Annotated in this window: 24 protein-coding genes and 2 tRNA genes; 21 read left to right on the top strand and 5 right to left on the bottom strand. The window is 65.9% G+C overall.

Annotated elements, in window-relative coordinates:
- The first annotated feature begins 23 nt into the window (after positions 1–23).
- From phaC to radC, 7 genes are all read left to right on the top strand, one after another.
- A complete protein-coding gene (gene phaC, locus PV773_RS12670; RefSeq protein ID WP_347966673.1) occupies positions 24–1,853 on the top strand; it encodes a class I poly(R)-hydroxyalkanoic acid synthase in 1,830 nt (609 codons plus the stop codon).
- Between the two features lie 213 nt (positions 1,854–2,066).
- Positions 2,067–3,272, top strand: coding sequence for a D-Ala-D-Ala carboxypeptidase family metallohydrolase (locus PV773_RS12665; protein WP_347966672.1), 1,206 nt, complete (start codon positions 2,067–2,069; stop codon positions 3,270–3,272).
- A gap of 78 nt (positions 3,273–3,350) precedes the next feature.
- Positions 3,351–3,425: transfer RNA gene (locus PV773_RS12660), tRNA-Glu, on the top strand.
- Positions 3,426–3,662: 237 nt separating this feature from the next.
- On the top strand, positions 3,663–3,884 hold the full coding sequence (locus PV773_RS12655) for an alkylphosphonate utilization protein (protein ID WP_347966671.1): 222 nt from the start codon (positions 3,663–3,665) through the stop codon (positions 3,882–3,884).
- 65 nt (positions 3,885–3,949) lie between these two features.
- The gene (locus tag PV773_RS12650; RefSeq protein WP_347966670.1) at positions 3,950–4,672 is read left to right on the top strand and encodes an SH3 domain-containing protein; all 723 of its coding nucleotides are present in this window, start codon (positions 3,950–3,952) and stop codon (positions 4,670–4,672) included.
- A 143-nt stretch (positions 4,673–4,815) separates the two neighbouring features.
- Positions 4,816–5,643 (top strand): type I methionyl aminopeptidase, encoded by an 828-nt coding sequence (gene map / locus PV773_RS12645; RefSeq protein ID WP_347966669.1) that lies wholly within the window; start codon positions 4,816–4,818, stop codon positions 5,641–5,643.
- Between the two features lie 37 nt (positions 5,644–5,680).
- Entirely contained in the window at positions 5,681–6,430 is a 750-nt protein-coding gene (radC, locus tag PV773_RS12640; protein ID WP_347966668.1) for a DNA repair protein RadC, read from the top strand.
- Between the two features lie 91 nt (positions 6,431–6,521).
- Here radC and tig read toward each other — a convergent pair whose 3' ends face one another.
- On the bottom strand, positions 6,522–7,994 hold the full coding sequence (gene tig, locus PV773_RS12635) for a trigger factor (RefSeq protein ID WP_347966711.1): 1,473 nt from the start codon (positions 7,992–7,994) through the stop codon (positions 6,522–6,524).
- A 341-nt stretch (positions 7,995–8,335) separates the two neighbouring features.
- Between tig and PV773_RS12630 the strand changes: the two genes are divergently transcribed.
- Positions 8,336–8,420 (top strand) — tRNA-Leu (locus PV773_RS12630).
- Positions 8,421–8,475: 55 nt separating this feature from the next.
- Here the strand turns inward: PV773_RS12630 and PV773_RS12625 are convergent.
- Positions 8,476–8,793 carry a hypothetical protein gene (locus PV773_RS12625; RefSeq protein ID WP_347966667.1) on the bottom strand — a complete coding sequence of 106 codons (318 nt, stop codon included), beginning with the start codon at positions 8,791–8,793 and terminating at the stop codon, positions 8,476–8,478.
- Between the two features lie 189 nt (positions 8,794–8,982).
- Here PV773_RS12625 and PV773_RS12620 point away from each other — a divergent pair, with 189 nt between their 5' ends.
- The 9 genes from PV773_RS12620 to PV773_RS12580 all read left to right on the top strand — a co-directional run bounded on the left by PV773_RS12620 (position 8,983) and on the right by PV773_RS12580 (position 17,899).
- Positions 8,983–9,867 (top strand): MurR/RpiR family transcriptional regulator, encoded by an 885-nt coding sequence (locus tag PV773_RS12620; RefSeq protein WP_347966666.1) that lies wholly within the window; start codon positions 8,983–8,985, stop codon positions 9,865–9,867.
- A 167-nt stretch (positions 9,868–10,034) separates the two neighbouring features.
- On the top strand, positions 10,035–11,183 hold the full coding sequence (locus PV773_RS12615; protein ID WP_347966665.1) for an enolase C-terminal domain-like protein: 1,149 nt from the start codon (positions 10,035–10,037) through the stop codon (positions 11,181–11,183).
- Between the two features lie 12 nt (positions 11,184–11,195).
- Entirely contained in the window at positions 11,196–11,957 is a 762-nt protein-coding gene (locus PV773_RS12610) for a creatininase family protein (protein ID WP_347966664.1), read from the top strand.
- A 40-nt stretch (positions 11,958–11,997) separates the two neighbouring features.
- Positions 11,998–13,524, top strand: a complete 1,527-nt coding sequence (locus tag PV773_RS12605; protein ID WP_347966663.1) for an ABC transporter substrate-binding protein — start codon at positions 11,998–12,000, stop codon at positions 13,522–13,524.
- Between the two features lie 59 nt (positions 13,525–13,583).
- Positions 13,584–14,525: an ABC transporter permease gene (locus PV773_RS12600; RefSeq protein WP_347966662.1), complete on the top strand. Its 942-nt coding sequence runs from the start codon at positions 13,584–13,586 to the stop codon at positions 14,523–14,525.
- Positions 14,525–15,385, top strand: coding sequence for an ABC transporter permease (locus PV773_RS12595; RefSeq protein WP_347966661.1), 861 nt, complete (start codon positions 14,525–14,527; stop codon positions 15,383–15,385). The genes PV773_RS12600 and PV773_RS12595 overlap by 1 nt, the downstream gene beginning before the upstream one ends.
- A gap of 2 nt (positions 15,386–15,387) precedes the next feature.
- Complete coding sequence (locus PV773_RS12590; protein WP_347966660.1) at positions 15,388–16,437, top strand: ABC transporter ATP-binding protein; 1,050 nt, start codon at positions 15,388–15,390, stop codon at positions 16,435–16,437.
- On the top strand, positions 16,434–17,441 hold the full coding sequence (locus PV773_RS12585; RefSeq protein WP_347966659.1) for an ABC transporter ATP-binding protein: 1,008 nt from the start codon (positions 16,434–16,436) through the stop codon (positions 17,439–17,441). The genes PV773_RS12590 and PV773_RS12585 overlap by 4 nt, the downstream gene beginning before the upstream one ends.
- Positions 17,438–17,899, top strand: a complete 462-nt coding sequence (locus PV773_RS12580; protein WP_347966658.1) for a RidA family protein — start codon at positions 17,438–17,440, stop codon at positions 17,897–17,899. Before PV773_RS12585 ends, PV773_RS12580 begins: the two co-directional genes overlap by 4 nt.
- 45 nt (positions 17,900–17,944) lie before the next feature.
- On the opposite strand, the gene PV773_RS12575 is transcribed toward PV773_RS12580, so the two are convergent.
- Both PV773_RS12575 and PV773_RS12570 read right to left on the bottom strand, forming a co-directional pair.
- The gene (locus tag PV773_RS12575) at positions 17,945–18,529 is read right to left on the bottom strand and encodes a GDYXXLXY domain-containing protein (protein WP_347966657.1); all 585 of its coding nucleotides are present in this window, start codon (positions 18,527–18,529) and stop codon (positions 17,945–17,947) included.
- Entirely contained in the window at positions 18,526–19,629 is a 1,104-nt protein-coding gene (locus tag PV773_RS12570) for a DUF2157 domain-containing protein (protein WP_347966656.1), read from the bottom strand. Before PV773_RS12570 ends, PV773_RS12575 begins: the two co-directional genes overlap by 4 nt.
- A gap of 224 nt (positions 19,630–19,853) precedes the next feature.
- On the opposite strand from PV773_RS12570, the gene PV773_RS12565 reads away from it, so the two are divergent.
- Positions 19,854–19,994 (top strand): DUF1127 domain-containing protein, encoded by a 141-nt coding sequence (locus PV773_RS12565; RefSeq protein WP_347966655.1) that lies wholly within the window; start codon positions 19,854–19,856, stop codon positions 19,992–19,994.
- A gap of 42 nt (positions 19,995–20,036) precedes the next feature.
- Complete coding sequence (locus PV773_RS12560) at positions 20,037–20,177, top strand: DUF1127 domain-containing protein (RefSeq protein WP_269930005.1); 141 nt, start codon at positions 20,037–20,039, stop codon at positions 20,175–20,177.
- Positions 20,178–20,821: 644 nt separating this feature from the next.
- Here PV773_RS12560 and PV773_RS12555 read toward each other — a convergent pair.
- Positions 20,822–21,427 (bottom strand): hypothetical protein, encoded by a 606-nt coding sequence (locus tag PV773_RS12555; RefSeq protein ID WP_347966654.1) that lies wholly within the window; start codon positions 21,425–21,427, stop codon positions 20,822–20,824.
- Between the two features lie 103 nt (positions 21,428–21,530).
- On the opposite strand from PV773_RS12555, the gene trmFO reads away from it, so the two are divergent.
- Both trmFO and PV773_RS12545 read left to right on the top strand, forming a co-directional pair.
- Positions 21,531–22,940, top strand: a complete 1,410-nt coding sequence (gene trmFO / locus PV773_RS12550; protein ID WP_347966653.1) for a methylenetetrahydrofolate--tRNA-(uracil(54)-C(5))-methyltransferase (FADH(2)-oxidizing) TrmFO — start codon at positions 21,531–21,533, stop codon at positions 22,938–22,940.
- Between the two features lie 5 nt (positions 22,941–22,945).
- On the top strand, positions 22,946–23,467 hold the full coding sequence (locus PV773_RS12545; protein WP_347966652.1) for a GNAT family N-acetyltransferase: 522 nt from the start codon (positions 22,946–22,948) through the stop codon (positions 23,465–23,467).
- Positions 23,468–23,478 lie beyond the last annotated feature (11 nt).

The following is a 23,478-nucleotide window of genomic DNA, read 5'->3' as shown; positions in this document are numbered from 1 at the left end:
CTTTGGGAGGACCTGCGAGGACCATGGCGAAGGCAGACGATTCGGACAAGCCGAGCGGCGATTCCCCCTCCTCCATCGAGCAATATCTGGTCAAGGACCCCGAGCGTTTCGCTCTCAACATCGCCCGCATGATCGAGCAGGCCGGCAAGGCGGCCTCGGCCTGGGTCGAACCCCGCGAGAAGGGCGACTTGCGCGACACCGTGGCCGAGCCGATGACCGACATGGTCAAGACCTTTTCCAGGCTCACCGAATACTGGCTGTCGGACCCCTCGCGCGCACTGGAGGCGCAGACCCGCCTGTTCGCCGGCTATCTCGAGGTGTGGGGCAACTCGGTCCAGCGCATGTCCGGCGAACAGGTCGAGGAAGCGATCAAGCCCGAGCGGACAGACAAGCGCTTCCTCGATCCGGAATGGGGCCGCAACGCCTTCTTCGATTTTCTCAAGCAGGCCTACCTGGTGACCACGCGCTGGGCCGGCGACCTCGTCGAGCATGCCGACGGGCTGGACGAGCACACGCGCCACAAGGCCGGCTTCTACGTCAAGCAGGTCACCAACGCGATTTCGCCCTCCAATTTCATCCTGACCAATCCGGAACTGTTCCGCGAGACGGTCGCCAGCAACGGCGAGAACCTGGTGCGCGGCATGAAGATGTTCGCCGAGGACATCGCGGCCGGCAAGGGCGACCTGAAGCTCAGGCAGGCCGACTATTCCGGCTTCGAGATCGGCAGGAACGTCGCCATGACGCCCGGCAAGGTGGTCGGGCGCAGCGACGTCGCCGAGATCATCCAGTACGCGCCAACCACGGACAAGGTCCTGAAGCGGCCGCTGCTGATCTGCCCGCCATGGATCAACAAGTTCTACATCCTCGACCTCAACCCGCAGAAGTCCTTCATCCGCTGGGCCGTGGAACAAGGCCATACGGTCTTCGTCATCTCCTGGATCAACCCCGACCAGCGCCACGGGCTGAAGGACTGGGAGGCGTATATCCGCGAGGGCCTGCAATACGGCCTCGACATGGTCGAGCAGGCGACCGGCGAGCGTGAAGTCAATGCGATCGGCTACTGCGTCGGCGGCACGCTGCTCGCCGCAGCGCTGGCGCTGCTCGCGCAGGAAGGCGACCACCGCATCCGCTCGGCCACCTTCTTCACCACCCAGGTCGACTTCACCTATGCCGGCGACCTCAAGGTGTTCGTCGACGAGGACCAGATCGCCGCCCTCGAGCGCGCCATGAAGGGCAAGGGCTATCTCGACGGCACCAAGATGGCGACGGCCTTCAACATGCTGAGGTCGGGCGACCTCATCTGGCCCTATGTCGTCAACAACTACATGCGCGGCAAGGAGCCGCTGCCGTTCGACCTGCTGTACTGGAACGCGGATTCGACGCGGATGGCCGCAGCCAACCACTCCTTCTATCTGCGCAACTGCTACCTCGACAACAACCTGTCGCAAGGCAGGATGGAACTGGCCGGGCGCACGGTCTCGCTCGCCGACATCACCATCCCCGTCTACAACCTCGCCGCGCGCGAGGACCACATCGCCCCTGCCCGCTCGGTCTTCCTCGGCTGCAAGTATTTCGGCGGCGACGTCGACTATGTGGTCGGCGGCTCCGGCCACATCGCCGGCGTCATCAATCCGCCCGCCGCCAACAAATATCAGTTCTGGAGCAGCGGCAAGCCGACCGGCGACTTCGACGACTGGCTGGGCCACGCGACCGAGACGGCGGGATCGTGGTGGCCGCACTGGCAACGCTGGATCGAGGCCAAGGACGACAGGCGCGTTTCGGCGCGCAAGCCCGGCACAAGCGGACGGGTGCTAGAAGATGCTCCCGGCACCTATGTCAAGGTTCGAGTGTAACTCCTTGAAATCCGCGGTGAGTTGACGGCGATCCACAAGGTGGGCGAAATCATGGCAATCATGATCTCGCCGCATTTGGCGCCTAGCCCCGAAAATGGGGGATCACAGCCAGATGATCGGGCAGCGTTTCTCGTTCAGAAGCGCGGTAGCGTAGACGTTGGATTTCATCGCCAAGCGTATTCTTTGGCTGCATTGCATTGAGAGGGGACCGGCTTGACGTCAGGACGACTGCGACCAGCGGACTGGAGGTACGGCGTTGCGCTGACCGTCCTGGTTTCGCTTGCCGCCGCCTCGTGCACTTCCACGGGCGAGCCGAGCCTCGAAGTGGCGAATGCTTCGTCGGCGGCGACCGCAACGACTGAGGCTGCCGGCACGCCCGAAGCTGCAGGATCGCCCGCTGCCGCAACCGCGCAGGCGGACACCAATCTCGCGATGAATACGGAAGGCGGCACGGCGCTGCCCGATCAGGTCGGCTACGTCCCCGTCAACAAGCCCGGCACCGAATCGGCGGCGGCATCCGCGCTGGAAAAGGCGGAGCAGCCGCAGCAAGCCGCCACCGCGACCGAAGCGGAACCGTCGAAGGCAGCGGAAGCGACGCAGGTCGCGGAAGCCAACCCTGAAAAGCCCTCGGCCCAGCAGGACAACGGCCTGGCCGCAGGCGCGGCCACGGAGGCGCCGCAGCAGCCCAAGAAAAAGGGCTTCCTCGCGTCGCTGTTCAGCTCTTCGCCCGCAAAGTCTGTCCCGGCGAAGGAAGAAGAGACAAAGCCGCTCATCGCGACCACCCCCGCCGCGGCTCAGTCGGCCGCGCCGAAGGCGCCCGAGGAAAAGGCCAAGCCGATCATCACCCTCGCCTCCACGAAGGCCAACTCGAAGCAGGTGGCGATGGCCTCGCTCGGCGGCTCGTCGGGCGGCGATTCGGACTGGGCGCTGCCGGGCGTCCGCACCACCGACCTGTTCGAGATCAAGCGCAAGTCGGGCATCAACGACGACAGCGACGTGGACCTGAACGAAGGCGACGACGACGGGTCCTACGAGGTCGCCTCTGCGGCTGGCCTGGCGCGTCTGGCGCCGAACGGGCTGCTCAAGCAGAACGACAATGTCGACGTCAGCTGCCTCAAGCCCTCGTTGGTGCGCGTGCTCAAGGCAGTCGAGCAACGATTCGGCACCAAGATGATCGTCACCTCCGGCTTCCGCGATCCGGAGCGAAACCGCCGGGTGGGCGGCGCCAAGAAATCTCTGCACATGGCCTGCGCGGCCGCCGACATCCAGGTGCCCGGCGTGGGCAAATGGGAACTCGCCACCTTCCTCCGCTCGATGCCCGACCGCGGCGGCGTCGGCACCTATTGCAGCACCAATTCGGTCCACGTCGACGTCGGCCCGGAGCGCGACTGGAACTGGCGCTGCGGCCGCAGGGGATAAGACGAAAAATTTCGCGGCGCAGCAAAAAGACGGGTTGCCTGCCGCGAACATCCCAACTATACACCGCCTCACCTGAGCGCGCCCATCGTCTAGCGGTTAGGACACCGCCCTTTCACGGCGGTAACAGGGGTTCGATTCCCCTTGGGCGTACCAGGTTTTCCAGACAATTCATTTGATTGAGGCTGCCATCGGCGAGGACTTGCTGAGCGCAAACACGCAATAGCAGCGGCTTTGTCTTGACCTCTGTTCAGGGCCGCCAGCGCACGTCGCTCGGCGTGAGGCCATACTCCCATCTGGTCACGACGACCTGACTTGCACCGCAAATGCCACTTTACGCCGCGCTTCCGAGGACATAGTCCAAGCTCTCCACTCCAGCCACCGAAGGACATCATGGCCGAAGACATCGTCAAGGACAGCAACGGTACCCAACTCAACGACGGGGATTCGGTCACGTTGATCAAGGACCTGAAGGTCAAGGGCACCTCCGAGACCATCAAGCGCGGCACCTTGGTCAAGAACATCCGCCTGACTGGCAATGCAGGCGAGATCGAGTGCAACACCAAGCAGGTCAAGGGTCTCGTCCTGAAGACCGAGTTCCTCAAGAAGGCCTGACCGTCCCTGCCCATGAGGTCATCTGCGTCAACGCGGCTTTAAGCTCTGAAGTCCAGACTCGCCGCATGTCCGGATTCGCCCTTCCAAAACTGAGATGGCTCCTGCTCGGCGCGATGGCGGCTGGCGGCTGGGCGATGACGCAGGAAGTGCCCAGCAAGTCGGGCCTCGGCGAGCGCCCCGCCCGCGTAGCCAGCCGTCCCCGGACCGAAGCCGCGCCCCGCAAGGAAGTGCCGCGCCCGCAGGCAAGCGTCGGCGCGCAGACCAATCCCGGCGTCGCGCGCCCGAAGGCGGACGTCGAGCAGCGCGACGCCAAGGTCCAGCCGAAGGCCGCGCAGCCGAAGCTGGCAGCGGCTCCGCGGCCAGGCGCCGACCGAATTGCCTCGAAGCCTGCGCCAGCCCCCACACCGTCCCAACCTGGCACGCCGCTTCGCCCCCCGGCCGAGATCAAGACTGCTTACATCCAGAAGGCGCCGCCGACACCCGCCCCGCGTCCGCAAGTGCCGGCGCCGCGCCCTTCGGTCGAGAGCAAGCGCGCCAGGAGCGGCGAACCCGGCATGCTGTTCACCAGCACGCGCATCTACCTTCGCCAGCGGCCGGAGATCGCCGCGCCCGTGCTCTACCCGGTCAAGCAGGGCGAAGGCGTCAGGATCTTCGCCCGCGACGGCAACTGGGCGCTGGTGATGGCCGCGGGCCGTCGCGGCTGGGTCCATGTCGAAAGCCTGAGATCGGCCGATCCCTCCGCCCCGCGCCCGGAGCAGCCGCTCGTCCAGCCAGCCAAGGGCGGCTGACCGTCGCCTTTTTGGGCGGCCGGGCGCCGCAAAAGCGCGCGCCATCGCCTTTGCGGGTTGAATCCGGACGCGTCCGGTGCCAAATCTGCGGCGATGCCTCGCATGCCCTTTGCGAGCAATCCGAACTTATCCGGCAGAAGTCCATGGTCAGCTATCTCGACGCCGCAACGGCGCCCCTCAGGAATACGGGCCAGATCCGGCTCTACGGAGCCGATGCCTTCGAAGGCATGCGCAAGGCCTGCCAACTCACGGCACGATGCCTCGACGAGCTGGCCGACCGCGTCGCACCCGGCGTGACGACCGAGGCGATCGACCGCTTCGTCTTCGAGTTCGGCATGGACCACGGCGCGGTGCCCGCCACGCTCAACTATCGCGGCTACACGAAATCCTGCTGCACCTCGATCAACCACGTCGTCTGCCATGGCATCCCCGACAACAAGCCGCTGCGCGAAGGCGACGTCGTCAACATCGACGTCACCTACATCCTCGACGGCTGGCATGGCGATTCGAGCCGCATGTATCCGGTAGGCACGATCAAGCGCGCCGCCGAACGGCTGCTCGAAGTGACGCACGAGTGCCTGATGCGCGGCATCGAGGCCGTGCGGCCGGGCGCGCGGACGGGTGCGATCGGTGCTGCGATCCAGACCTTTGCCGAGGCCGAGCGCTGCTCGGTCGTGCGCGACTTCTGCGGCCACGGCGTCGGCGCGCTGTTCCACGACGCGCCGAACATCCTGCACTACGGCAATGTCAACGAAGGCGTCGAGATGCGCGAGGGCATGATCTTCACGATCGAGCCGATGATCAATCTCGGCCGCCCGCATGTGAAGGTGCTTTCCGACGGCTGGACGGCCGTGACGCGCGACCGCTCGCTGTCGGCGCAGTACGAGCACACCGTCGGCGTCACGGCCACCGGCTGCGAGATCTTCACGTTGTCGCCCAAGGGGCTCGACCGCCCGGGCCTGCCCGCATAAGATCGCCCGGCCGGCTGCGGACCGGCGGGGGCGGCGAATGGGCAGCAACGAACACGACGAGCGCGGGTTCTTCGGCGAGCAGCCGGTGCCGCCCGTCAAAAGCGGTCCTGCGCCTGACAAGCCTCACTATCTCGGCCATCGCGAACGGCTGCGCGAGCGTTTCTCTGGGGCAGAGGACGCGCTCGCCGACTACGAGTTGCTCGAACTGCTGCTGTTCCGGTTGATCCCCCGCGCCGACACCAAGCCGGTGGCAAAGGCACTGCTGGCGCGCTTCGGTACGCTGGCGGAGGTGCTCGGCGCGCCTGCGAGCCTGCTCCAGGAGGTCAAGGGGGTGGGCGCATCGGTGGCGCTCGACCTCAAGGTCATCGCGGCGGCGGCGAAGCGCATGGCGCGCGGCGAGATCAGCGGCCGCGAGGTGCTATCGTCCTGGGCACAGGTGCTGGACTACTGCCGCGCGTCGATGGCCTTCGAGGAGCGCGAGCAGTTCCGCATCCTGTTCCTCGACAAGAAGAACGCGCTGATCGCCGACGAGGTGCAGCAGACCGGCACGGTCGACCACACGCCGGTCTACCCGCGCGAGGTCATCAAGCGGGCGCTGGAACTGTCGGCGACGGCCATCATCCTCGTCCACAACCATCCCTCGGGCGATCCGACCCCGTCACGCGCCGACATCGACATGACCAGGACGATCATCGACACGGCCAAGCCGCTCGGCATTTCGGTGCACGATCACATCATCATCGGGCGTAAGGGGTTTGCCAGCATGAAGGGCCTGGCACTGATCTGACACCGATGCGCGGTCGCGGATCGCAAGACGTCAAACAAAAAGACCGCCGGTTTCCCGGCGGCCTTTTCAAACCTTGCCTTGAGGCCCAGCCTTACTCGGCGTCGCCTTCCTTGGCGGCTTTCTTCTTCGGAGCAGCCTTCTTCTTCGGCTCTTCGCCCTCGGCGGCCTCGGCCTTGGCGGCCTTCTTCGCCGCGGCCTTCTTGGCCGGCTTCTCGGCAGCTTCGTCCTCGTCGTCCGCCAGCAGCTCTTCCTTGCTCACCTTCTTGTCGGTGACGGAGATCTGCGACAGCAGGTGGTCGACCACCTTCTCCTCGAACAACGGCGCGCGCAGGTTGACCAGCGCCGACGGGTTGTTGCGGTAGAAATCGAAAACTTCCTGCTGCTGGCTGGCCGGGTAGCGGCGAACCGTGTCGAACAGGCCGCGCTGCAGCTCCTCGTCGGAAACCGTCACGCCGGCCTTCTCGCCGATCTCGGCGAGCACGAGGCCCAGGCGCACGCGGCGCTCGGCCAGACGCTGGTATTCGGCGCGGGCTTCCTCTTCGGTCGTCTCTTCGTCGGCGAAGGTGCGGCCGGCGAGCTCCAGGTCGCGGGTGACCTGGCCCCAGATGTTGTTGAACTCGGCCTCGATCAGCTTCGAGGGCGCCTCGAACTTGTAATTGCCGTCGAGCTGGTCGAGCAGCTGGCGCTTCACCTTCTGCCGCGTCATGGCGCCGAACTGGTTCTCGAGCTGGCCGCGGACGATCTCGCGCAGCTTGTCGAGCGACTCGAGGCCGAGGTTCTTGGCCGTCTCGTCATTGATCTCGAGGGCGCCGGGAGCGGCCACTTCCTTGACGGTGACGTCGAAGGTGGCTTCCTTGCCGGCCAGGTGCGCGGCCTGGTAGTTTTCCGGGAAGGTGACGGTGACGAGCGTCTCGTCGCCGGCCTTGGCGCCGACCAGCTGGTCCTCGAAGCCCGGGATGAATTCCTTCGAGCCGAGCACCAGCGGCTGGTCGCCGCCCGTGCCGCCGTCGAAGGCCACGCCGTCGATCTTGCCGACATAGTCGATGGTGACGCGGTCGCCCTCGGCGGCCTTGCCTGCCTTCGTCTCGAAGGTGCGCGCCGACTCGGCGATGCGCTTGACCTGCTCGTCGATCTCGCTAGCCGGTACGTCGTAGACCGGACGCGAAACCTTGATGTCGGAGAATTCCTTGATCTCGATCGCCGGGATGACTTCGTAGCTCAGCGAGAATTCGAAATCGGCGCCGCCGGCGAGAATCTTCTCGGCTTCCTTTTCGTCTTCGGTCATCACGACGTCGGGCTGCATGGCAGCCTTCTCGCCGCGGTCGGCGATGATCGTGCGGGTCGAGTCGGTCAGGATCTCGTTGACGACCTCGGCCATGAACGACTTGCCGTACATCTTGCGCAGGTGCTGAAGCGGCACCTTGCCCGGACGGAAGCCGTTGATGCGGACCTTGTCCTTGGCATCCGAAAGCCGCTTGGCCAGGCGGGCTTCCATGTCGCCGGCCGGGACCGTGACCTTGATCTCGCGCTTGAGACCGGAGTTGAGCGTTTCGGTGACCTGCATCATCAAACCTTTGTTCTACGTATGGCGCGGCGCGACGGCATCCAGCCGTTCAGCCTGCCCGAATTCGTTTGCCGGGGGTGGCTTCAAGTCCGCAAATTGGAACCCGGAACCGCTTATTTCGGCCCACCTGTTCCGCCGTCTTCCGAAGATTTCGATAAGTTGTTGTTATTGCTACTTCTTATCGCATCCAGCAGAGACGGATTCTCGCGTCCCGTCATATTCGACAGGCCTTTTGTCACACGCGGGCCGAATTTTCAACCATCTTCGCCATTTCTCCCGGCCAAGCCGATTTCCTCCGCGAGATTGACAGAATGATGGCGACATGGGATTTGCGGTCGCATGCGGATGTGGCGGAACTGGTAGACGCCCTGGATTTAGGTTCCAGTGCCGAGAGGCGTGTAGGTTCGACTCCTATCATCCGCACCAGCCATCTCAGCCAGCCTCCGCCAGCCGGCCTGTTCGGGTAGCCACACGCCCCGGCTCAGATGCCCGACCCGTCCACCTCGATTTCGTCGCCTTCCCAAGGCTGCGGCATCGCAAAGGCCTTGGCCGCGTTCTTGCCCAGATTGGCTTGCGGCAGCGGCATCCAGCACTTCAGTTCCGGCTCGGCATAGCCGATGACGCAGCCCGGATATGAATCGGCGGCGCGCCAGCCTTCGCTGCCGAACTGGTCGGTCCGCGCCCAGTAGGCCACGTCCACCTCGGCCGGCCCCTGCTCGACCGGTCGCACCGTGACCAGGATCCGGCTGCCGTCCTTCGGCGCGCTCGACATCTGGCGCCAACGATCGGGTTCGTCCATCTCACTTTCCTCCGCTCGCGGCAGCCGCCGCATTTGACGGGATGTTATTGCAAGCCTTGTCGCGACGCCATGGCGGGCGTGGATATCCGGGGGCCGTACGGCGTGCCGTGTCGCGGAAGACAGGGGCCCCTTGGATTCCTGACGACATGACCTAGGATCGGCCGACCCAGACTCGGCAGCGAAGGCCACATGGCAAACCAGACCAGCCTCATCGACCGGCTCCGCATCGAAAACGGAGAGATGAATCCGGCGGACCGCGCCATCGCCAACGTCATCCTCGACGACATCGAGGCCGCGACGCGCCTGCCGATCAAGGACCTTGCGGCGAAGGCCAAGGTCAGCGAGCCGACGATCATCCGCTTTGCCCGCCGTATCGGCTGCGACGGCTTCACCGATTTCAAGATCAGGCTCGCGCAGGACTATGCGATCGGCCGCATGTACATCGCGGCGGAACGGACATCGGCCGCCGAGACCGGGCCGGACGTTGCCCAGCACGTCTACGACGCGACCAGCCAGGCGCTGGCCAACGCCTTCGCCCAGCGCGACCCTGCGGCCCTCGAGCAGGCCGCCAACCTGATCCATGCGGCGCGGCGCACGTTCTGCTTCGGCGTCGGCGGCAGCTCCGCCAACGTCGCCCGCGAGGCCGAGAACCGCCTGTTCCGCCTCGACATCGCCGTGTCGGCCACCGCCGACCCCTACAAGCAGCGCATCATCGCCTCGACGGTCGAGGCCGACGACGTGCTGTTCATCTTCTCGGTCACCGGCAAGCCGCGCTCGCTCGTCGACAGCGCGCAGATCGCCCTGTCGCTCGGCGCCAAGGTGGTCACCGTCACACATCCCGGCAGCCCCCTCGCCCAGCAGGCATCGATCAACGTGCCGCTGGTTGCCTTCGACGAAGAGAAGTTCTTCTACATGCCCAATCGCGGACGCTACGGGCAGCTCTTCGTGCTCGACTGCATTTCGACGCTGATCGGCGCACGCCGGCGCAACACCGTCGGCAAGAAACTCTGGCGCGCCCGTTCGACGCTGGTGGCGCTGCACGGCAGCACCGACAGCCAGCCCGTCGGCGACTGACGCTCGCCCCTGCCCTCACCGCACCGAATTTGTCTCTCCGCGGCATCAGCCGGGGCGGTATCGTCGCGGCTTTCAATTCTATGTGAAATTTTACTCCGCAAAGATTGACATTATCGTAGTAAAACTACATTCTCGGTTTCGTTCCAACAGCGAGCCGAAAGCCGACCATGCCTGTCACCGACAAGACCATCGTTTCCTTCCGCTTCGATGAGGTCGTCGTGCCGGCCCACAAGGGCGTCATCAATTCCGACAGCCTGGCCAAGCCGCTGCACATGCTGCCCGTCGGCGGCAAGGCCGCCTGGAGCATGCAGTTCGACGAGCTTCCCAAGCTCATCCTGCGCATGACGCTTGCCGACGGCACCGTTGGCCTCGGCGAGTTCTATCGCGACCACGAATGGCCGCGCATCGAGGCGATCTGCGCCAACCTGCTCGGCCAGTCGATCATGGACCTGACCCTGCAGGACCTGCCGCTGCCGCTGTGCCGCGAATATGACGGTTTCGAATGCGCGATCTGGGACGCCTATGCCAAGTCGCTCGGCGTGCCGATGCATTGCCTGCTCGGCGGCGCCGTCCGCGAGCACGTGCCCGTGAGCGCGTGGTCGAGCCACCGCACGATGGAGGAAGTGGGCCCCTGGGTGCGCAAGTACCAGGAACAGGGCTACAAGGTCATCAAGTTCAAGTGCGACCTCGAGGACGACGTCGCCGGCTGGTGCGCCGAGATCAAGCAGCATGCGCCGGGCATGAAGGTGATCTTCGACCCCAACCAGCGCTGGGAGAATTCGGGCAACGCGCGGCGCATCATCCGCGAGCTCGAGGCGGTCGGCAACGTGCTGCTGCTCGAGGATCCGCTGCCGCGCTGGATGCTGCTCGACTTCGCCGAGCTGCGCCGCTTCTCCTCCATCCCGATCGTGCTGCACGTCTCCCTGCCCTACATCTACCAGGGCCAGCGCCCGCACGACGCCATCAACGCGCTCGCCCACAATGCGGTGGACGGCTTCAACTTCAACGGCGGCCTCGCCAAGTTCCAGGCGCTCGACCACATCGCCGCGACCGCCGGCCTCTATTGCTGGCATGGCTCCGAGGTCGATCTCGGCATCCTCGAGGCGATGTACGTGCACCAGTCGGCCGCGGCCAGGAGCTGCGTCTGGCCGGGCGACATCTTCGGCCGCATGATCCGCTCGCACGATCTGCTGGAGACCCCGCTCGCCTTCGAGCCGCCCCATGTGCGCATTCCGAGCGACGGCCCGGGCCTCGGCGTCAAGCTCGACGAGGCCGCGCTCGCGCGCTTCCGCACCTCCGAACGCACCATCGCCTGAGGGTAGACGCAGATGCGCTGGGAAAAACTCACCACAAACGAGTTCGCCGGATTGGATCGGTCGATCCCGGTCGTGCTCAACGTCGCCGCCATCGAGCAGCACGGGCCGCACCTTGCGATCGACACCGACGTCGCCATCGGCGGCCATTTCCTCGACCGGCTGGAGGCGCGGATGGGCGATCAGGTTCTCATCCTGCCGCAGGTCAAGGTCTGCTGCTCCGAGCACCATATGGAATTTGCCGGGACGCTGAGCATCCGCCACGAGACCTTCCTCGCCTATGTCGGCGACATACTGGAAAGCGTGGTGCGCCACGGCTTCACCAACATCGTCCTGTTCAACAGCCACGGCGGCAACCAGGCCATCGGACAGGTGCTGCTCGAAACCTTCGGCTCGCGCCATCGCGACTGCCGCATGGCCATGCTCACCTGGTGGCGCCTTGCGGCACCAGAGCTCGAAGCGATCCGGGAAAGCGGCTTCGCCGGCGTCAACCACGCCTGCGAGTTCGAGACCTCGCTGATGCTGCTGGCGGCGCCCGACAGCGTGCGCCGCGAGCTGATCGGCGACATGTCCTATGTCGAGACCTTCGACTGGGCCAACGCCGACATGATCCGCGCCGCCCGCGGCGCGCTGTTCCGCACCATGCACCAGATGTCGGGGGGCACCGGCGTGGTCGGCGATCCGTCGACCGCGACAGCCGCCAAGGGCGAGCGCATCACCGAGGCCGTGGTCGACCAGATGGAGCGCGTCATCGCGTCACTGGCAAAGGCTAACTGAATACTTCACCAGCACTTCGAATGGATAAAGGGAGGCGAACATGCTGAGGAAACTGATTATCGCAGGTCTGGCAGGCGCGAGCATGCTGGCAACGACACAGGCATTTGCACAGGAACGAGGCGGCGTCGTCAACGTCGCGACGATCGGCGAACTGACCACGCTCGATCCGATGACCGCGACGGGCGACCTGCTCGGCATGGTCACGCAGCACTTCTTCGAGACACTCTACACGTTCGACAAGAACTGGAACGTCACGCCGCTGCTGGCCGAGGGCCTGCCGGAGGTCTCCGCCGACGGCAAGGTGCACACCATCAAGCTACGCCAGGGCATCGTCTTCCACGACGGCTCGGCGATGACCTCCGAGGACGTGGTCGCCTCGCTGAAGCGCTGGCTGGAGGTCGCCTCGCGCGGCAAGCTCGTCGCCGCCAATCTCGACAAGCTCGAGGCCGTCGACGACTACACCGTCCGCATCACGCTGAAGCAGCCCTTCGCGCCGCTGACGGCCCTGCTCGCCTTCAACAACTCCGCTGCCGTCGTCCTGCCGTCCGAGAAGATCGGCGAAACCCTGTCCGAATATGTCGGCACCGGCCCCTACATGATCAAGGAGCGCAAGCCCGACCAGTATCTCCAGCTCGTACGCTTCGACGGCTACAAGTCGCGCGATGGCGAGCCGGACGGCTTTGGCGGCGCGCGCAAGCAATATCTCGACGAGATCCGCTTCGTGCCGGTTCCGGACGCCAACACCCGTGTCGAGGGCGCCATTGCCGGCCAGTACGACTATGCCGATCTGCTGCCCGTCGAGGCCTTCGATCGCCTCAACGGCCAGGCCAAGACCGAGCCGCTGGTTCTCAAGTCCTTCGGCTGGCCGATGTTCATCATGAACAACAAGGAAGGCATGATGACCAAGCCCGGCCTGCGCAAGGCCGTGCAGGCGGCACTCAATTCGGAGGACATGCTGGCCGCCGCCTTCGGCAAGCCTGACTTCTTCGCCGTCGACGGCGCCCTCTATCCCGAAGGCTATCAGTGGCGGTCGGACGCCGGCATCGAGCCCTATAACCAGGGCAACCCGGACAAGGCCAAGGAACTGGCGACCGAAGCCGGCTACGACGGCAAGCCGATCCGCATCCTGACCAGCCGGCAGTACGAGTTCCACTACAAGATGGCGCAGGTCGCGGCCGAATATCTCAAGGCGGCGGGGCTTGCGGTGCAGCTCGACGTGGTCGACTGGGCGACGCTGGTGCAGCGCCGCGCGGAACCTGCGCTGTGGGACATCTTCATCACCCACAGCCCCTTCCTGCCGGATCCTGCGTTGATCGCTCCGCTGCCTTCGTCCTATCCGGGCTGGTGGGCGAGCGAGGCCAAGGACAAGCTGGTGGTCGCGCTCAACACCGAGATGGATCCGGAAAGGCGCGTCGCCATCTGGTCGGACATCCAGAAGCTGATCTATGACGAGGCGCCCTTCTACAAGGTCGGCAACTTCAACGCCCTGTCGGCCAAGTCGCCCAAGCTCGGAGGCTTCACGCCCTCGGCCTGGCCGTACTTCTGGAACGCCTACCTGTCCAAGTAACAGCCAGGTCTTTCCGGCGCGGCCACGGCCGCGCCGGAGGGACGAACGGGAGCCGATCGATGACACGATACGTCCTGCAGCGCCTCCTCGGCATGCTCACCGTGATGTTCACGGTCGTCACGATCGTCTTCATCATCGTGCGCGTAGCGCCCGGCGATCCGGCAGCCGTCATGCTCGGCCCGGATGCGACACCGGCCGACGTCGAGGCGCTGCGCGTGCGCCTCGGCCTCGACCAGCCGCTGCCCATTCAGTATGTCTACTTCCTCGCCCAGCTGGCGCGCGGCGACCTCGGCCACTCGATCTTCCTCGACATGCCGGTGGCGAGCGCCCTGCTCGACCGCGCCGAGCCGACCTTCTTCCTCACCCTGTTCGCCATCCTGATCGCCAGTGCCATCGCCCTGCCGGTCGGCATCATGTCGGCCTATCGGCGCGGCAGCCTGTTCGACCAGTCGGTCACCACGCTCACCATGCTGGCCGCGAGCATCCCGAGCTTCTGGCTCGGCCTCATCCTGATCCAGGTCTTCGCCGTGCGCTTGGGCTGGTTCCCGGTCGCGGGCTACGGTGGGCCAGACGCGTCGTTCCTGACGCGCATGAGCCACCTCGTCCTGCCGGCAACGGCGCTCGGCGTCGTCTCGTCCGCGCTCATTACCCGCTTCACCCGCGCCTCGATGCTCGACGTGCTCAACGACGACTACGTGCGCACGGCCCGTTCCAAGGGCATGGGCGAATTCCGCGTCGTCATGAAGCACGCGTTCAAGAACGCGCTGATCCCGGTGCTCACCGTCGTGGGCTTGACCGCAGCGCTTTTGGTTTCCGGCGCCGTCGTCACCGAAACGGTGTTCAGCCTGCCCGGCGTCGGCAATCTCGTCGTCTCGGCCGTGCTGCGCCGTGACTATCCCGTGATCCAGGGCGCCCTGCTCGTCATCGCCGCGATCTACGTCCTCATCAATTTCGGCATCGACATGCTCTACCTCATGATCGATCCGCGGGTGCGTTACTGATGGCTGCCTCCTCCGCCGGCGTGGACGCTCCGCGCATCTCCACCCTCATCCTACAGCGCCGCACGCTGGCGATCGGGCTCGCCGTCATCGCGACGATCACGCTGCTCGCCGTGCTCGCGCCGCTGATCGCGCCCTACGCGCCGAACAAGCTGTCGATCGTCAACCGGCTGAAGCCGCCGAGCGCGACCTGGTTCTTCGGCACCGACGAGTTCGGCCACGACGTCTTCAGCCGCACCATCTATGCCGGCCAGCTGTCGCTGGTGGTCGGCGCCGCGGCCACTGCGCTGGCCGGCGTCGTCGGCATCACGCTCGGCGTCGTCGCGGGCTTTTTCCGCAAGGCGGACGGCGTGGTCTCGCGCATCATCGACGCGATGATGGCGTTTCCGGACATCCTGCTGGCGATCGCGCTGGTGGCTGCCCTTGGGCCGTCGCTCGCCACCGTCATCATCGCGCTCGGCATCGTCTACGCCCCGCGCCTCGCCCGCATCGTGCGCGCCTCGACGCTGGTGATCCGCGAACTGCCCTATGTCGAGGCCGCGCGCGCCCTCGGCGTGCCGACCTGGCGCATCATGACGCGGCACGTGCTGCGCAACCTCGTCTCGCCGATCCTGGTGCAGGCCACCTTCATCTTCGCCTATGCGATGCTCGCCGAAGCCGGCCTCTCCTTCCTCGGCGTCGGCGTCAGCCCGGAAATCCCGACCTGGGGCACGATGATCGCGTCCGGCCGCCAATATGTCGGCCAGGCCGACTGGGTCACGATCTTCCCGGGCCTCGCCATCATCCTCACCGTGCTGTCGCTGCAGCTCGTCGGCGACGGGCTGCGCGATCTGCTCGATCCGCGCCTGCGCAAGGACCTGTGATCATGGCTGTTTCCGCATTGAAAGCCGCCAGCCAGCCGGAGGCGCTTCCTGCCGACGTCGTGCTGCGCGCCGAGGACCTGCGCACGCATTTCATCATGGGTTCTCGGGCCGCGAAGTCGGTGGACGGGGTTACGCTCACCGTCCGCCGCGGCGAGACGCTTGCGGTGGTCGGCGAATCCGGATCCGGCAAGTCGGTCACCAGCCTGTCGGTCATGCGGCTGTTGTCGCATCCGGGCCGCATCGTCGGCGGGCGACTGCTCTACCGCCTGCGCGACGGCAGCGTCGTCGATCTCGCCACGCTAAGCGACAAGCGGATGCGCGCGATCCGCGGCAAGGAGATCGCCATGATCTTCCAGGAGCCGATGACGAGCCTGAACCCGCTCTTCACCGTCGGCGACCAGATCATGGAGATGATCCGCCTGCATGAGCCGATCGGCCGGACCGACGCGCGCGCCCGCGCCAAGCGGATGCTCGAACTCGTCGAGATCCCCGCCGCAGAGAAGCGCCTCGACCAGTATCCGCACGAGATGTCCGGCGGCATGCGCCAGCGCGTGATGATCGCGCTGGCGCTCGCCTGCAACCCGGCGCTGCTGATCGCCGACGAGCCGACGACCGCGCTCGACGTGACCATCCAGGCGCAGATCCTCGACCTGATGCGGCGCCTGCAGCGCGAGATCGGCATGAGCATCCTGTTCGTGACGCACAATCTCGGCGTCGTCGCCGAGATCGCTCACGAGGTCGCGGTCATGTATGCCGGCCGCGTCGTCGAGCAGGCGCCGGTGCGCGACCTGTTCGCGCGGCCGCGCCACCCCTACACCAAGGGCCTGCTCGCCTGCATTCCGGACCCGAAGCGCGACCGCGCCGACGACGGCTCGCGGCGCATGCTCAACCCGATCCCCGGCAGCGTGCCGAGCGTGCTCGCCCTGCCCTCGGGCTGCGCATACGCCCCGCGCTGCCCGCTTGCGGAGGCGCGCTGCGAGACGGTCCCGCCCGACCTCATGAACGCGTCGCCCGAACACCTGACCCGCTGCTGGAGGCACGAACTCCTGTGACCGACGCCCGACAAACCTCCGCCGGCGACGCCGAAATCCTGCTGTCGGTGCGCGGCCTGAGCAAGCAGTTCTCGACCGGCAGCGGCCCGGTCAAGGCGGTCGAGGACATCTCGTTCGATGTCCGGCGCGGCCAGATCGTCGGCATCGTCGGCGAATCCGGCTCGGGCAAGACCACCGCCGGACGCTGCCTGCTTCGCCTGGTGGAGCCTTCCTCCGGACAGGCCGTGTTCGACGGCGTCGACCTCTTCGGCCTGTCCGAGAAGGCGCTGCGCGCCTATCGGCGGCGGCTGCAGATCATCTTCCAGGACCCCTATTCCAGCCTCAACCCGCGCATGCGCGTGCGCGACATCATCGGCGAGGCGATCGACACGCACGGGCTGGCCAAGGGCGCTGCCCGCCAGGCGAGGATCGATGAATTGTTGACGCGCGTGGGGCTTTCGCCCGAGCACGGGCGGCGCTACCCCAACGAGTTCTCCGGCGGCCAGCGTCAGCGCGTGGGCATCGCGCGGGCGCTCGCGGTCGAACCCGAGCTGATCATCGCCGACGAGCCGGTCTCGGCGCTCGACGTGTCGGTGCAGGCGCAGGTGCTGAACCTGATCCAGGAGCTGCAGCGCGAGCTCGGCCTGACCATGATCTTCATCTCCCACGACCTGACGGTGGTGGAGTATCTGTGCGACGAGATCGTCGTGCTCTATCTCGGGCGGATCATGGAGCAGGGGCCGGCGCGCTCCGTCTACGCCAACCCGCGCCACCCCTATACGCGCGCGCTGCTGGCGACCGCCCCGGTGCCGGACCCCACCGTGCGGCGCGAGCGCGTCATCCTGCAGGGAGACATCCCGAGCCCGCTCAACCCGCCGTCCGGCTGCGTGTTCCGCACTCGCTGCCTGCACGCGGTCGCCGCCTGCGCAGAGACCGTGCCGGCGCGCGAAACGGTCGGCCCAGGCCACAGCGTCGCCTGCATCCGCCAGGCTGAACTCGCAGAACAGCAGACATCGAGCCAATGACCCCATACGACCGACTGGCGGCGCTGGGCCTCTCCCTGCCGCCGCCGCCCGCTCCCATCGCAACCTACGTGCCGTTCGTGCGCGAAGACAACATCCTCTATCTGTCTGGACAGGGACCGCGCCAGGCAGACGGCATGCTCCGGAGGGGCAAGGTCGGCGCCGAAATCGGTCTCGATCAGGCCTATGACGACGCCCGCCTCACAGGCCTCAACCTGCTTGCCGTGATCCATTCGGCCATCGGCGACCTGTCGAAGGTGCGGCGCGTCATCAAGCTGCTTGGCATGGTCAACGCCGTGCCGGACTTCGAAGCGCATCCCAAGGTCATCAACGGCTGTTCCGACCTCCTGCTCGAGGTCTTCGGCGAGCGCGGGCGTCACGCCCGTTCGGCGGTCGGCTTCGGCTCGCTGCCGGACAACATCACCGTCGAGATCGAAGCGATCGTGGCCGTGGAGGCGTAAGGCGCCACAGCCAGTGCCGCCGGAGCTGTGCGGCAGCCGGCTCGCTCAATAGAGCGGTTCCTCGAACAGCATCGTGTCGCCGTCCATCAGCGCCTTGATCTGGCCGCTGCCGTCCTTGCCGACCGCCACCCTGATGCCGAAGCTGCGCATCCGCATGTCGCGCTCGATGGCCAGGCCCTCGCCTTCCGGCACGTAGAAGCGTTCGATGCCATATTCCACGCCGATCTCGGAACCCGGAGCCAGGCTCCAGCCGCCGGAGATCTCGCCGCGAAGATCGACCTCGTCGGCCGCCGCCGGCGTCAGCGCCGCACTGCCCAGCCAGGCGCTCACGGCACGCCAGAAGCCGTCGGCATCCTTCTTGAGGCGCACCACGATCGGCCCTTCCGCAGAGGTCGTCTCGCCCTCAGGCAGGTTGGCGATCCTTTCCGCCGGCAGGCGCGAAATGTCGTAGCCAAGGCGCACGTAGTCGCCACGCAGCAGGTCGCGCGGATCGACCGGCTCGACCTTGAGCAGCACCTCCTGGCCGCTGCGCAGCAGCGCTGCCCTCCCGGCGATCATCCAGCCCAGGAAGCCGATTTGCGCCAGCGCGAGCACGATCGCCGCAACGATGAGCTTGTAGCGGGACATCATGCGGCTCCCCCTGCTGCCTGGGCCTTCATCCGCCGCTCTATGCGGATGATCGCGTAGGCGAGACCGGCGAGAATTATTGCGGCTGCGAAGAAGAAGCCCGCCGTGCCCAGCATGCTGCCCACGGTGGCGACGTAGACGATCGCCAGTTCGAAGGCGAAGCCGAGATAGGCGACCCAGCGCAAGGCCCGGCTCTCGCGGCCCAGGAAGACGATGACCGCAGCGATCACGGCAAGCGCCACGGCCGCCGCAATGGCGAAACCGTCGTCCTCGGCAAGGTCGAACTGCAGCAATGCCATCCCGGTCAGGAAGCCGATCAATGCGTGCAGCGGCAGGCGCCCGCCCAGGCGGACGACGCTTTCGACGGGAGCCGCCGCCAGGGCCGATACCGCCAGCAGCACGGCCGACACCAGCGCCAGTACCGTTCCCACCGGCATAACGTCGTAGTCGATGCCCAGGAGCACCGCATAGAGAACGAGCGAGAGCAGGATCAGGTGCCGTGCCGCGCGGCTGTCGGTCCAATAGGAAAGCGCCCAGAGGACGGCCATGAACGCAGGAAACAGATGCGGAAAATCCGCGCGCCGGAACAGCTCGAAGCCCTTGGTGACCAGCCAGAAGTCGGCAATGCCTACCGCGGCGACGGTGAGCGCATTGGAGCGCAGCGCCGCCGCTGCAATTCCCGTCCCGATGCACCAGGTGACGATGGCGGCCGCCTCGTCGCCGGAGAAATGATACATCTGGCCGATCAGGGCGATCGAGCCACCGAAGGCAGCTGCGCCGATCAGCCAGAGCGCTTCGGCCAGGCCGCCATGGCCGCGCTGCTTGAGCACGGCGCCGCCGACATAGCCTGCAAGGATGAGGGCAAACAGCCCGCCAACCCTGGCCAGGCGCGGTATCGCCTCCCAATTGGCCGCGACGAGGATGAGAATGGCCGCCGCGAACAGAAGCGCTGCCATCACCGCCAGGATCGAGCCGAAGTTGAGCCCGTTGCGCTCGTTGGCCTCGACGTCGCGGACCAGCGCATCGGCCGTGGCACGGTCGATGAGCCCGCCATCTGCCCAGCGGGCGATGTCCATCTTCACCTTGGTTGCATGGCTCGCCACGCGTCACCCTCCCCCATCATGCACCGCACGATCACCCCAAGCCGTTGTCTAGTATGGCAAAAATTCGATTCGGCCACAATTGTGACCAAAGGGTGAATGCCGATTAATGGTGCAATGCACAAAACGCATTGCTGCCATGCGAGCATAGCGCTTCATTTTTGATCAGCGCGGACCTATCTACGCCCCGTAAACACGAAGCGAAAAAAGACGAACGGGATACGAAGATGAACCTGATCCGCAATTACCGCAACTGGCGCCGCTATCGCGACACCGTGAACGAGCTGAGCCGCCTGTCGAACCGTGAACTGACCGACCTGGGCATCACCCGCAGCGACATCCACTTCGTCGCGCGTAAAGCCATCTAAGCGTCGGCTCTCAAAACCGTACGAACCGAAAAGAGAACGAAAATGAACTTGCTCCGCACTTACCGCAACTGGCGCGCTTATCGCGAGACGGTGAACGAGCTGGGCCGCCTGTCGAACCGCCAGCTTGCCGACCTCGGCATCAACCGCGGTGAAATCTCGGCGATCGCCCGCCGCGCCATCTAATTGCAGTTTCCGCCAGGGTCGACCTCCTCCCCGACCCTGCCGGATCCGGTCGGCTTACTCCTCCTCCCGAAGCCGACCACCCTAACGCACCCGCCGGATCCTCCTCCCCCGGCGGGTGCCGTTACCCGGTGCATGACCCCGAAAAAGATTTCGGATAGGATCATGCACCCAGCATAAGTTTCTACAGCGTCCTTTGCGCGTCCAGTGGACGCGCGGCGCTGTAGAGGAGCTTCGCCCTCTTCGATCGGCGAAAAGAACTTCGCCTAGCCGACCTCCTCCCCGGCAAAGGCGAATAGGTCAGCCCCTCCTCCTCCCTGAGGCTGACCACCCTTAACGCGCCCGCCGGTTCTCCTCCCTCCGGCGGGCGTCGTTACCCGGTGCATGACCCCGAAAAATTTCGGACAGGATCATGCACCCAGCATAGGTTTCTACAGCGTCCTTTGCGCGTCCAGCGGACGCGCGGCGCTGTTGTAGAGGAGTTTCGCCCTCTTCGATCGGCGAAAAGAATTTCGCCTAGCCGACCTCCTCCCCGGCAAAGGCGAATAGGTCAGCCCCTTCCTCCTCCCTGAGGCTGACCACCAAAACGACGCCCGCCGGATCTCCTCCCCCGGCGGGCGTTGTCGTTTCCACACTTGAAGCAATGGCTAGTTCAGCGCGCCGCTTTCCAGCACGCCGCGCTTCCTCCATTCGCCCAGCGGGAAGATGTCGGGCGCTCCGCCCATCGGGGCGTACCACGAATCCACCACCCACCTGGTTCCATCGGACGCCCGGACCACGGCCGTCCAATGCGGATAGCGGCCGTCGAGGAGGAACCCGCGCGAGGTCCGGCGGTCTACCTTGTGGTGCTTCAACAGGCCTCTGGCCTGCAGGTAGCGCAGCAGCGCATCGGTATTCGTGGACTCGTCGACGCAGTCCATCTGCCCCCTGACCTTCGAGGCGCCGAACTCCGACTTCGGCTGGTCGCGCACGCCGGTGACCTGCTGTGCCCTCTTTTCGAAGTAGCTGACCGCCCTGGCAATCGCAGCGCGCTCGGCCTTCGGCGAGGCATTGCCCGCAGCCATAATCGACGCCAGCTTCCTGGCGTCGCCCTCTCCGAGATCGAGGCGGGACCGAAAGGCGCAACCATATCCGTGGCAGATGTCGATGCGACCGGAGGCAGGAGCGGCCAGGCCCGGCGAGAGACCAGCCCCATAGAGCGAGAGCGAAACCATGCCCGCTAGCAGCGGGCGACAGATCGAGCGCGTCGTCATCGGGCCATCTTAGAAGTCGTTCCTCGTCCGCGGCAATCCGCCGAGTCTGCGCAATCCACCGCAATGATTGCATTCATCCGGCCAAGGGACTATCTCGGCGACCATGAGCGCAAAACCCATTCACATCGTCGGCGGCGGCCTCGCCGGATCGGAAGCAGCATGGCAGGCGGCGGAGGCCGGCGTGCCGGTCATCCTGCACGAGATGCGTCCCGTGCGCGGCACCGACGCGCACAAGACCGAAGGCCTCGCCGAACTCGTCTGCTCCAACTCGTTCCGCTCGGACGACGCCGAAACCAACGCTGTCGGGCTGCTGCATGCCGAAATGCGCCTCGCGGGCTCGCTGATCATGTCATCGGGCGATGCCAACCAGGTGCCGGCGGGCGGCGCGCTCGCCGTCGATCGCGACGGCTTCTCCAATGCGGTGACCGCACGCCTCGAGGCGCATCCGCTGATCACCATCGTGCGCGAAGAAGTCACCGGCCTGCCGCCGGCGGAATGGGACCAGGCGATCATCGCCACCGGTCCGCTCACAGCACCTTCGCTTGCCGAGGCCATCGCCGCCGGCACGTCGTCGGACGCGCTCGCCTTCTTCGACGCGATTGCGCCGATCGTGCATTTCGAGTCCATCGACATGAACACCTGCTGGTTCCAGTCGCGCTACGACAAGGTCGGCCCCGGCGGCACCGGCAAGGACTACATCAACTGCCCGATGGACAAGGAGCAGTACGAGGCCTTCGTGCAGGCCCTGATGGACGGCCAGAAGACCGAGTTCAAGCAATGGGAAGGCACGCCCTATTTCGACGGCTGCCTGCCGATCGAGGTGATGGCGGAACGCGGACCCGAGACGCTGCGCCACGGCCCGATGAAGCCGATGGGGCTCACCAACGAGCACAACCCGGCCGTCAAGGCCTATGCCGTGGTCCAGCTGCGCCAGGACAATGCGCTCGGCACGCTCTACAACATGGTCGGTTTCCAGACCAAGCTGAAGCATGCCGAGCAGGTGCGCATCTTCCGCATGATCCCCGGCCTGGAGAATGCCGAGTTCGCCCGCCTCGGCGGCCTGCACCGCAACACCTATCTCAATTCGCCGACGCTGCTCGATCCGACCCTGCAGCTCAAGTCGCGGCCCGGGCTGCGCTTTGCCGGCCAGATCACCGGCTGCGAGGGTTATGTGGAGAGTGCTGCCATCGGCCTGCTCGCCGGCCGCTTTGCCGCGGCCGAACGGCTCGGCCGCCCGATGACGCCGCCGCCGGCAACGACCGCCTTCGGCGCCCTGCTCAACCACATCACCGGCGGCCACATCGTCTCGGACGACGAGCCGGGCAAGCGTTCGTTCCAGCCCATGAACGTCAATTTCGGCCTGTTCCCCGAAATCGAGGCACCGAAGGTCGACGGCAAGCGCCTGCGCGGCAAGGAAAAGACGGTTGCCAAGAAGAAAGCCATGACCGGCCGCGCGCTGGCCGACTGCCGCAACTGGCTGGGCCTTGCGACCGCGGCGCAGGCCGCGGAATAAGGGAGATGACGCCGCCTCCGGCAACGCCGCGGCTGATCCTGAGGGAGATGAAGCGCGGCGACGAGGCGGCAATCCTTTCGATATTCGCCGACGACTATGCGCGGCGCTTCTATCCCGAAATGACGGACGAAGCGGGTGCAACCGAGTGGATCGAGCGGAACCTTGCACGCTACCGGCAAGACGGCTTCGGCCTCTGGGCCATGCTGGATCGTTCCAGCGGGACGCTGATCGGAGATTGCGGCGTGACGTGGCAGGACGTCGGCGGATTGCGGGCGCTCGAGATCGGCTATCATGTCGCGCCGGCATGGCGCGGCCGCGGCCTTGCGCTGGAGGCCGCACGGGCGGCCATGGCATTCGGCTTCAAGGTCACCGACGAAGCTGAGATCGGGTCGATCGTGGCACCCGACAATACTTCTTCTGCGAGCGTGGCCCGCCGGTTGCACCGGGACGTGCGCACCTATGTGAACGCGCGCGGGCTTAGTCGGTACTTCTTCTTCACCAGGCGCGAAGAGCACCAACCCGATTGAACCCGCACGGG

Origin of the sequence: Mesorhizobium sp. CC13 (genome assembly GCF_039907765.1) — a bacterium.
Lineage (GTDB): Bacteria > Pseudomonadota > Alphaproteobacteria > Rhizobiales > Rhizobiaceae > Aminobacter.
Note: the sequence above shows the minus strand (reverse complement) of the source record. Positions and strands in the feature narration are given on the sequence as shown.

Excerpts from the sequence above, each read along its gene's own strand:
- PV773_RS12605 (WP_347966663.1), top strand. The coding sequence starts at position 11,998 with ATGCTGAGGAAACTGATTATCGCAGGTCTGGCAGGCGCGAGCATGCTG.
- PV773_RS12580 (WP_347966658.1), top strand. The coding sequence starts at position 17,438 with ATGACCCCATACGACCGACTGGCGGCGCTGGGCCTCTCCCTGCCGCCG.
- PV773_RS12615 (WP_347966665.1), top strand. The coding sequence starts at position 10,035 with ATGCCTGTCACCGACAAGACCATCGTTTCCTTCCGCTTCGATGAGGTC.
- PV773_RS12560 (WP_269930005.1), top strand. The coding sequence starts at position 20,037 with ATGAACTTGCTCCGCACTTACCGCAACTGGCGCGCTTATCGCGAGACG.
- map (WP_347966669.1), top strand. The coding sequence starts at position 4,816 with ATGGTCAGCTATCTCGACGCCGCAACGGCGCCCCTCAGGAATACGGGC.
- PV773_RS12545 (WP_347966652.1), top strand. The coding sequence starts at position 22,946 with ATGACGCCGCCTCCGGCAACGCCGCGGCTGATCCTGAGGGAGATGAAG.
- trmFO (WP_347966653.1), top strand. The coding sequence starts at position 21,531 with ATGAGCGCAAAACCCATTCACATCGTCGGCGGCGGCCTCGCCGGATCG.
- PV773_RS12610 (WP_347966664.1), top strand. The coding sequence starts at position 11,196 with ATGCGCTGGGAAAAACTCACCACAAACGAGTTCGCCGGATTGGATCGG.
- PV773_RS12600 (WP_347966662.1), top strand. The coding sequence starts at position 13,584 with ATGACACGATACGTCCTGCAGCGCCTCCTCGGCATGCTCACCGTGATG.
- PV773_RS12620 (WP_347966666.1), top strand. The coding sequence starts at position 8,983 with ATGGCAAACCAGACCAGCCTCATCGACCGGCTCCGCATCGAAAACGGA.
- PV773_RS12565 (WP_347966655.1), top strand. The coding sequence starts at position 19,854 with ATGAACCTGATCCGCAATTACCGCAACTGGCGCCGCTATCGCGACACC.
- PV773_RS12650 (WP_347966670.1), top strand. The coding sequence starts at position 3,950 with ATGTCCGGATTCGCCCTTCCAAAACTGAGATGGCTCCTGCTCGGCGCG.
- PV773_RS12595 (WP_347966661.1), top strand. The coding sequence starts at position 14,525 with ATGGCTGCCTCCTCCGCCGGCGTGGACGCTCCGCGCATCTCCACCCTC.
- tig (WP_347966711.1), bottom strand. The coding sequence starts at position 7,994 with ATGCAGGTCACCGAAACGCTCAACTCCGGTCTCAAGCGCGAGATCAAG.
- PV773_RS12575 (WP_347966657.1), bottom strand. The coding sequence starts at position 18,529 with ATGATGTCCCGCTACAAGCTCATCGTTGCGGCGATCGTGCTCGCGCTG.
- PV773_RS12555 (WP_347966654.1), bottom strand. The coding sequence starts at position 21,427 with ATGACGACGCGCTCGATCTGTCGCCCGCTGCTAGCGGGCATGGTTTCG.
- phaC (WP_347966673.1), top strand. The coding sequence starts at position 24 with ATGGCGAAGGCAGACGATTCGGACAAGCCGAGCGGCGATTCCCCCTCC.
- radC (WP_347966668.1), top strand. The coding sequence starts at position 5,681 with ATGGGCAGCAACGAACACGACGAGCGCGGGTTCTTCGGCGAGCAGCCG.
- PV773_RS12625 (WP_347966667.1), bottom strand. The coding sequence starts at position 8,793 with ATGGACGAACCCGATCGTTGGCGCCAGATGTCGAGCGCGCCGAAGGAC.
- PV773_RS12655 (WP_347966671.1), top strand. The coding sequence starts at position 3,663 with ATGGCCGAAGACATCGTCAAGGACAGCAACGGTACCCAACTCAACGAC.
- PV773_RS12590 (WP_347966660.1), top strand. The coding sequence starts at position 15,388 with ATGGCTGTTTCCGCATTGAAAGCCGCCAGCCAGCCGGAGGCGCTTCCT.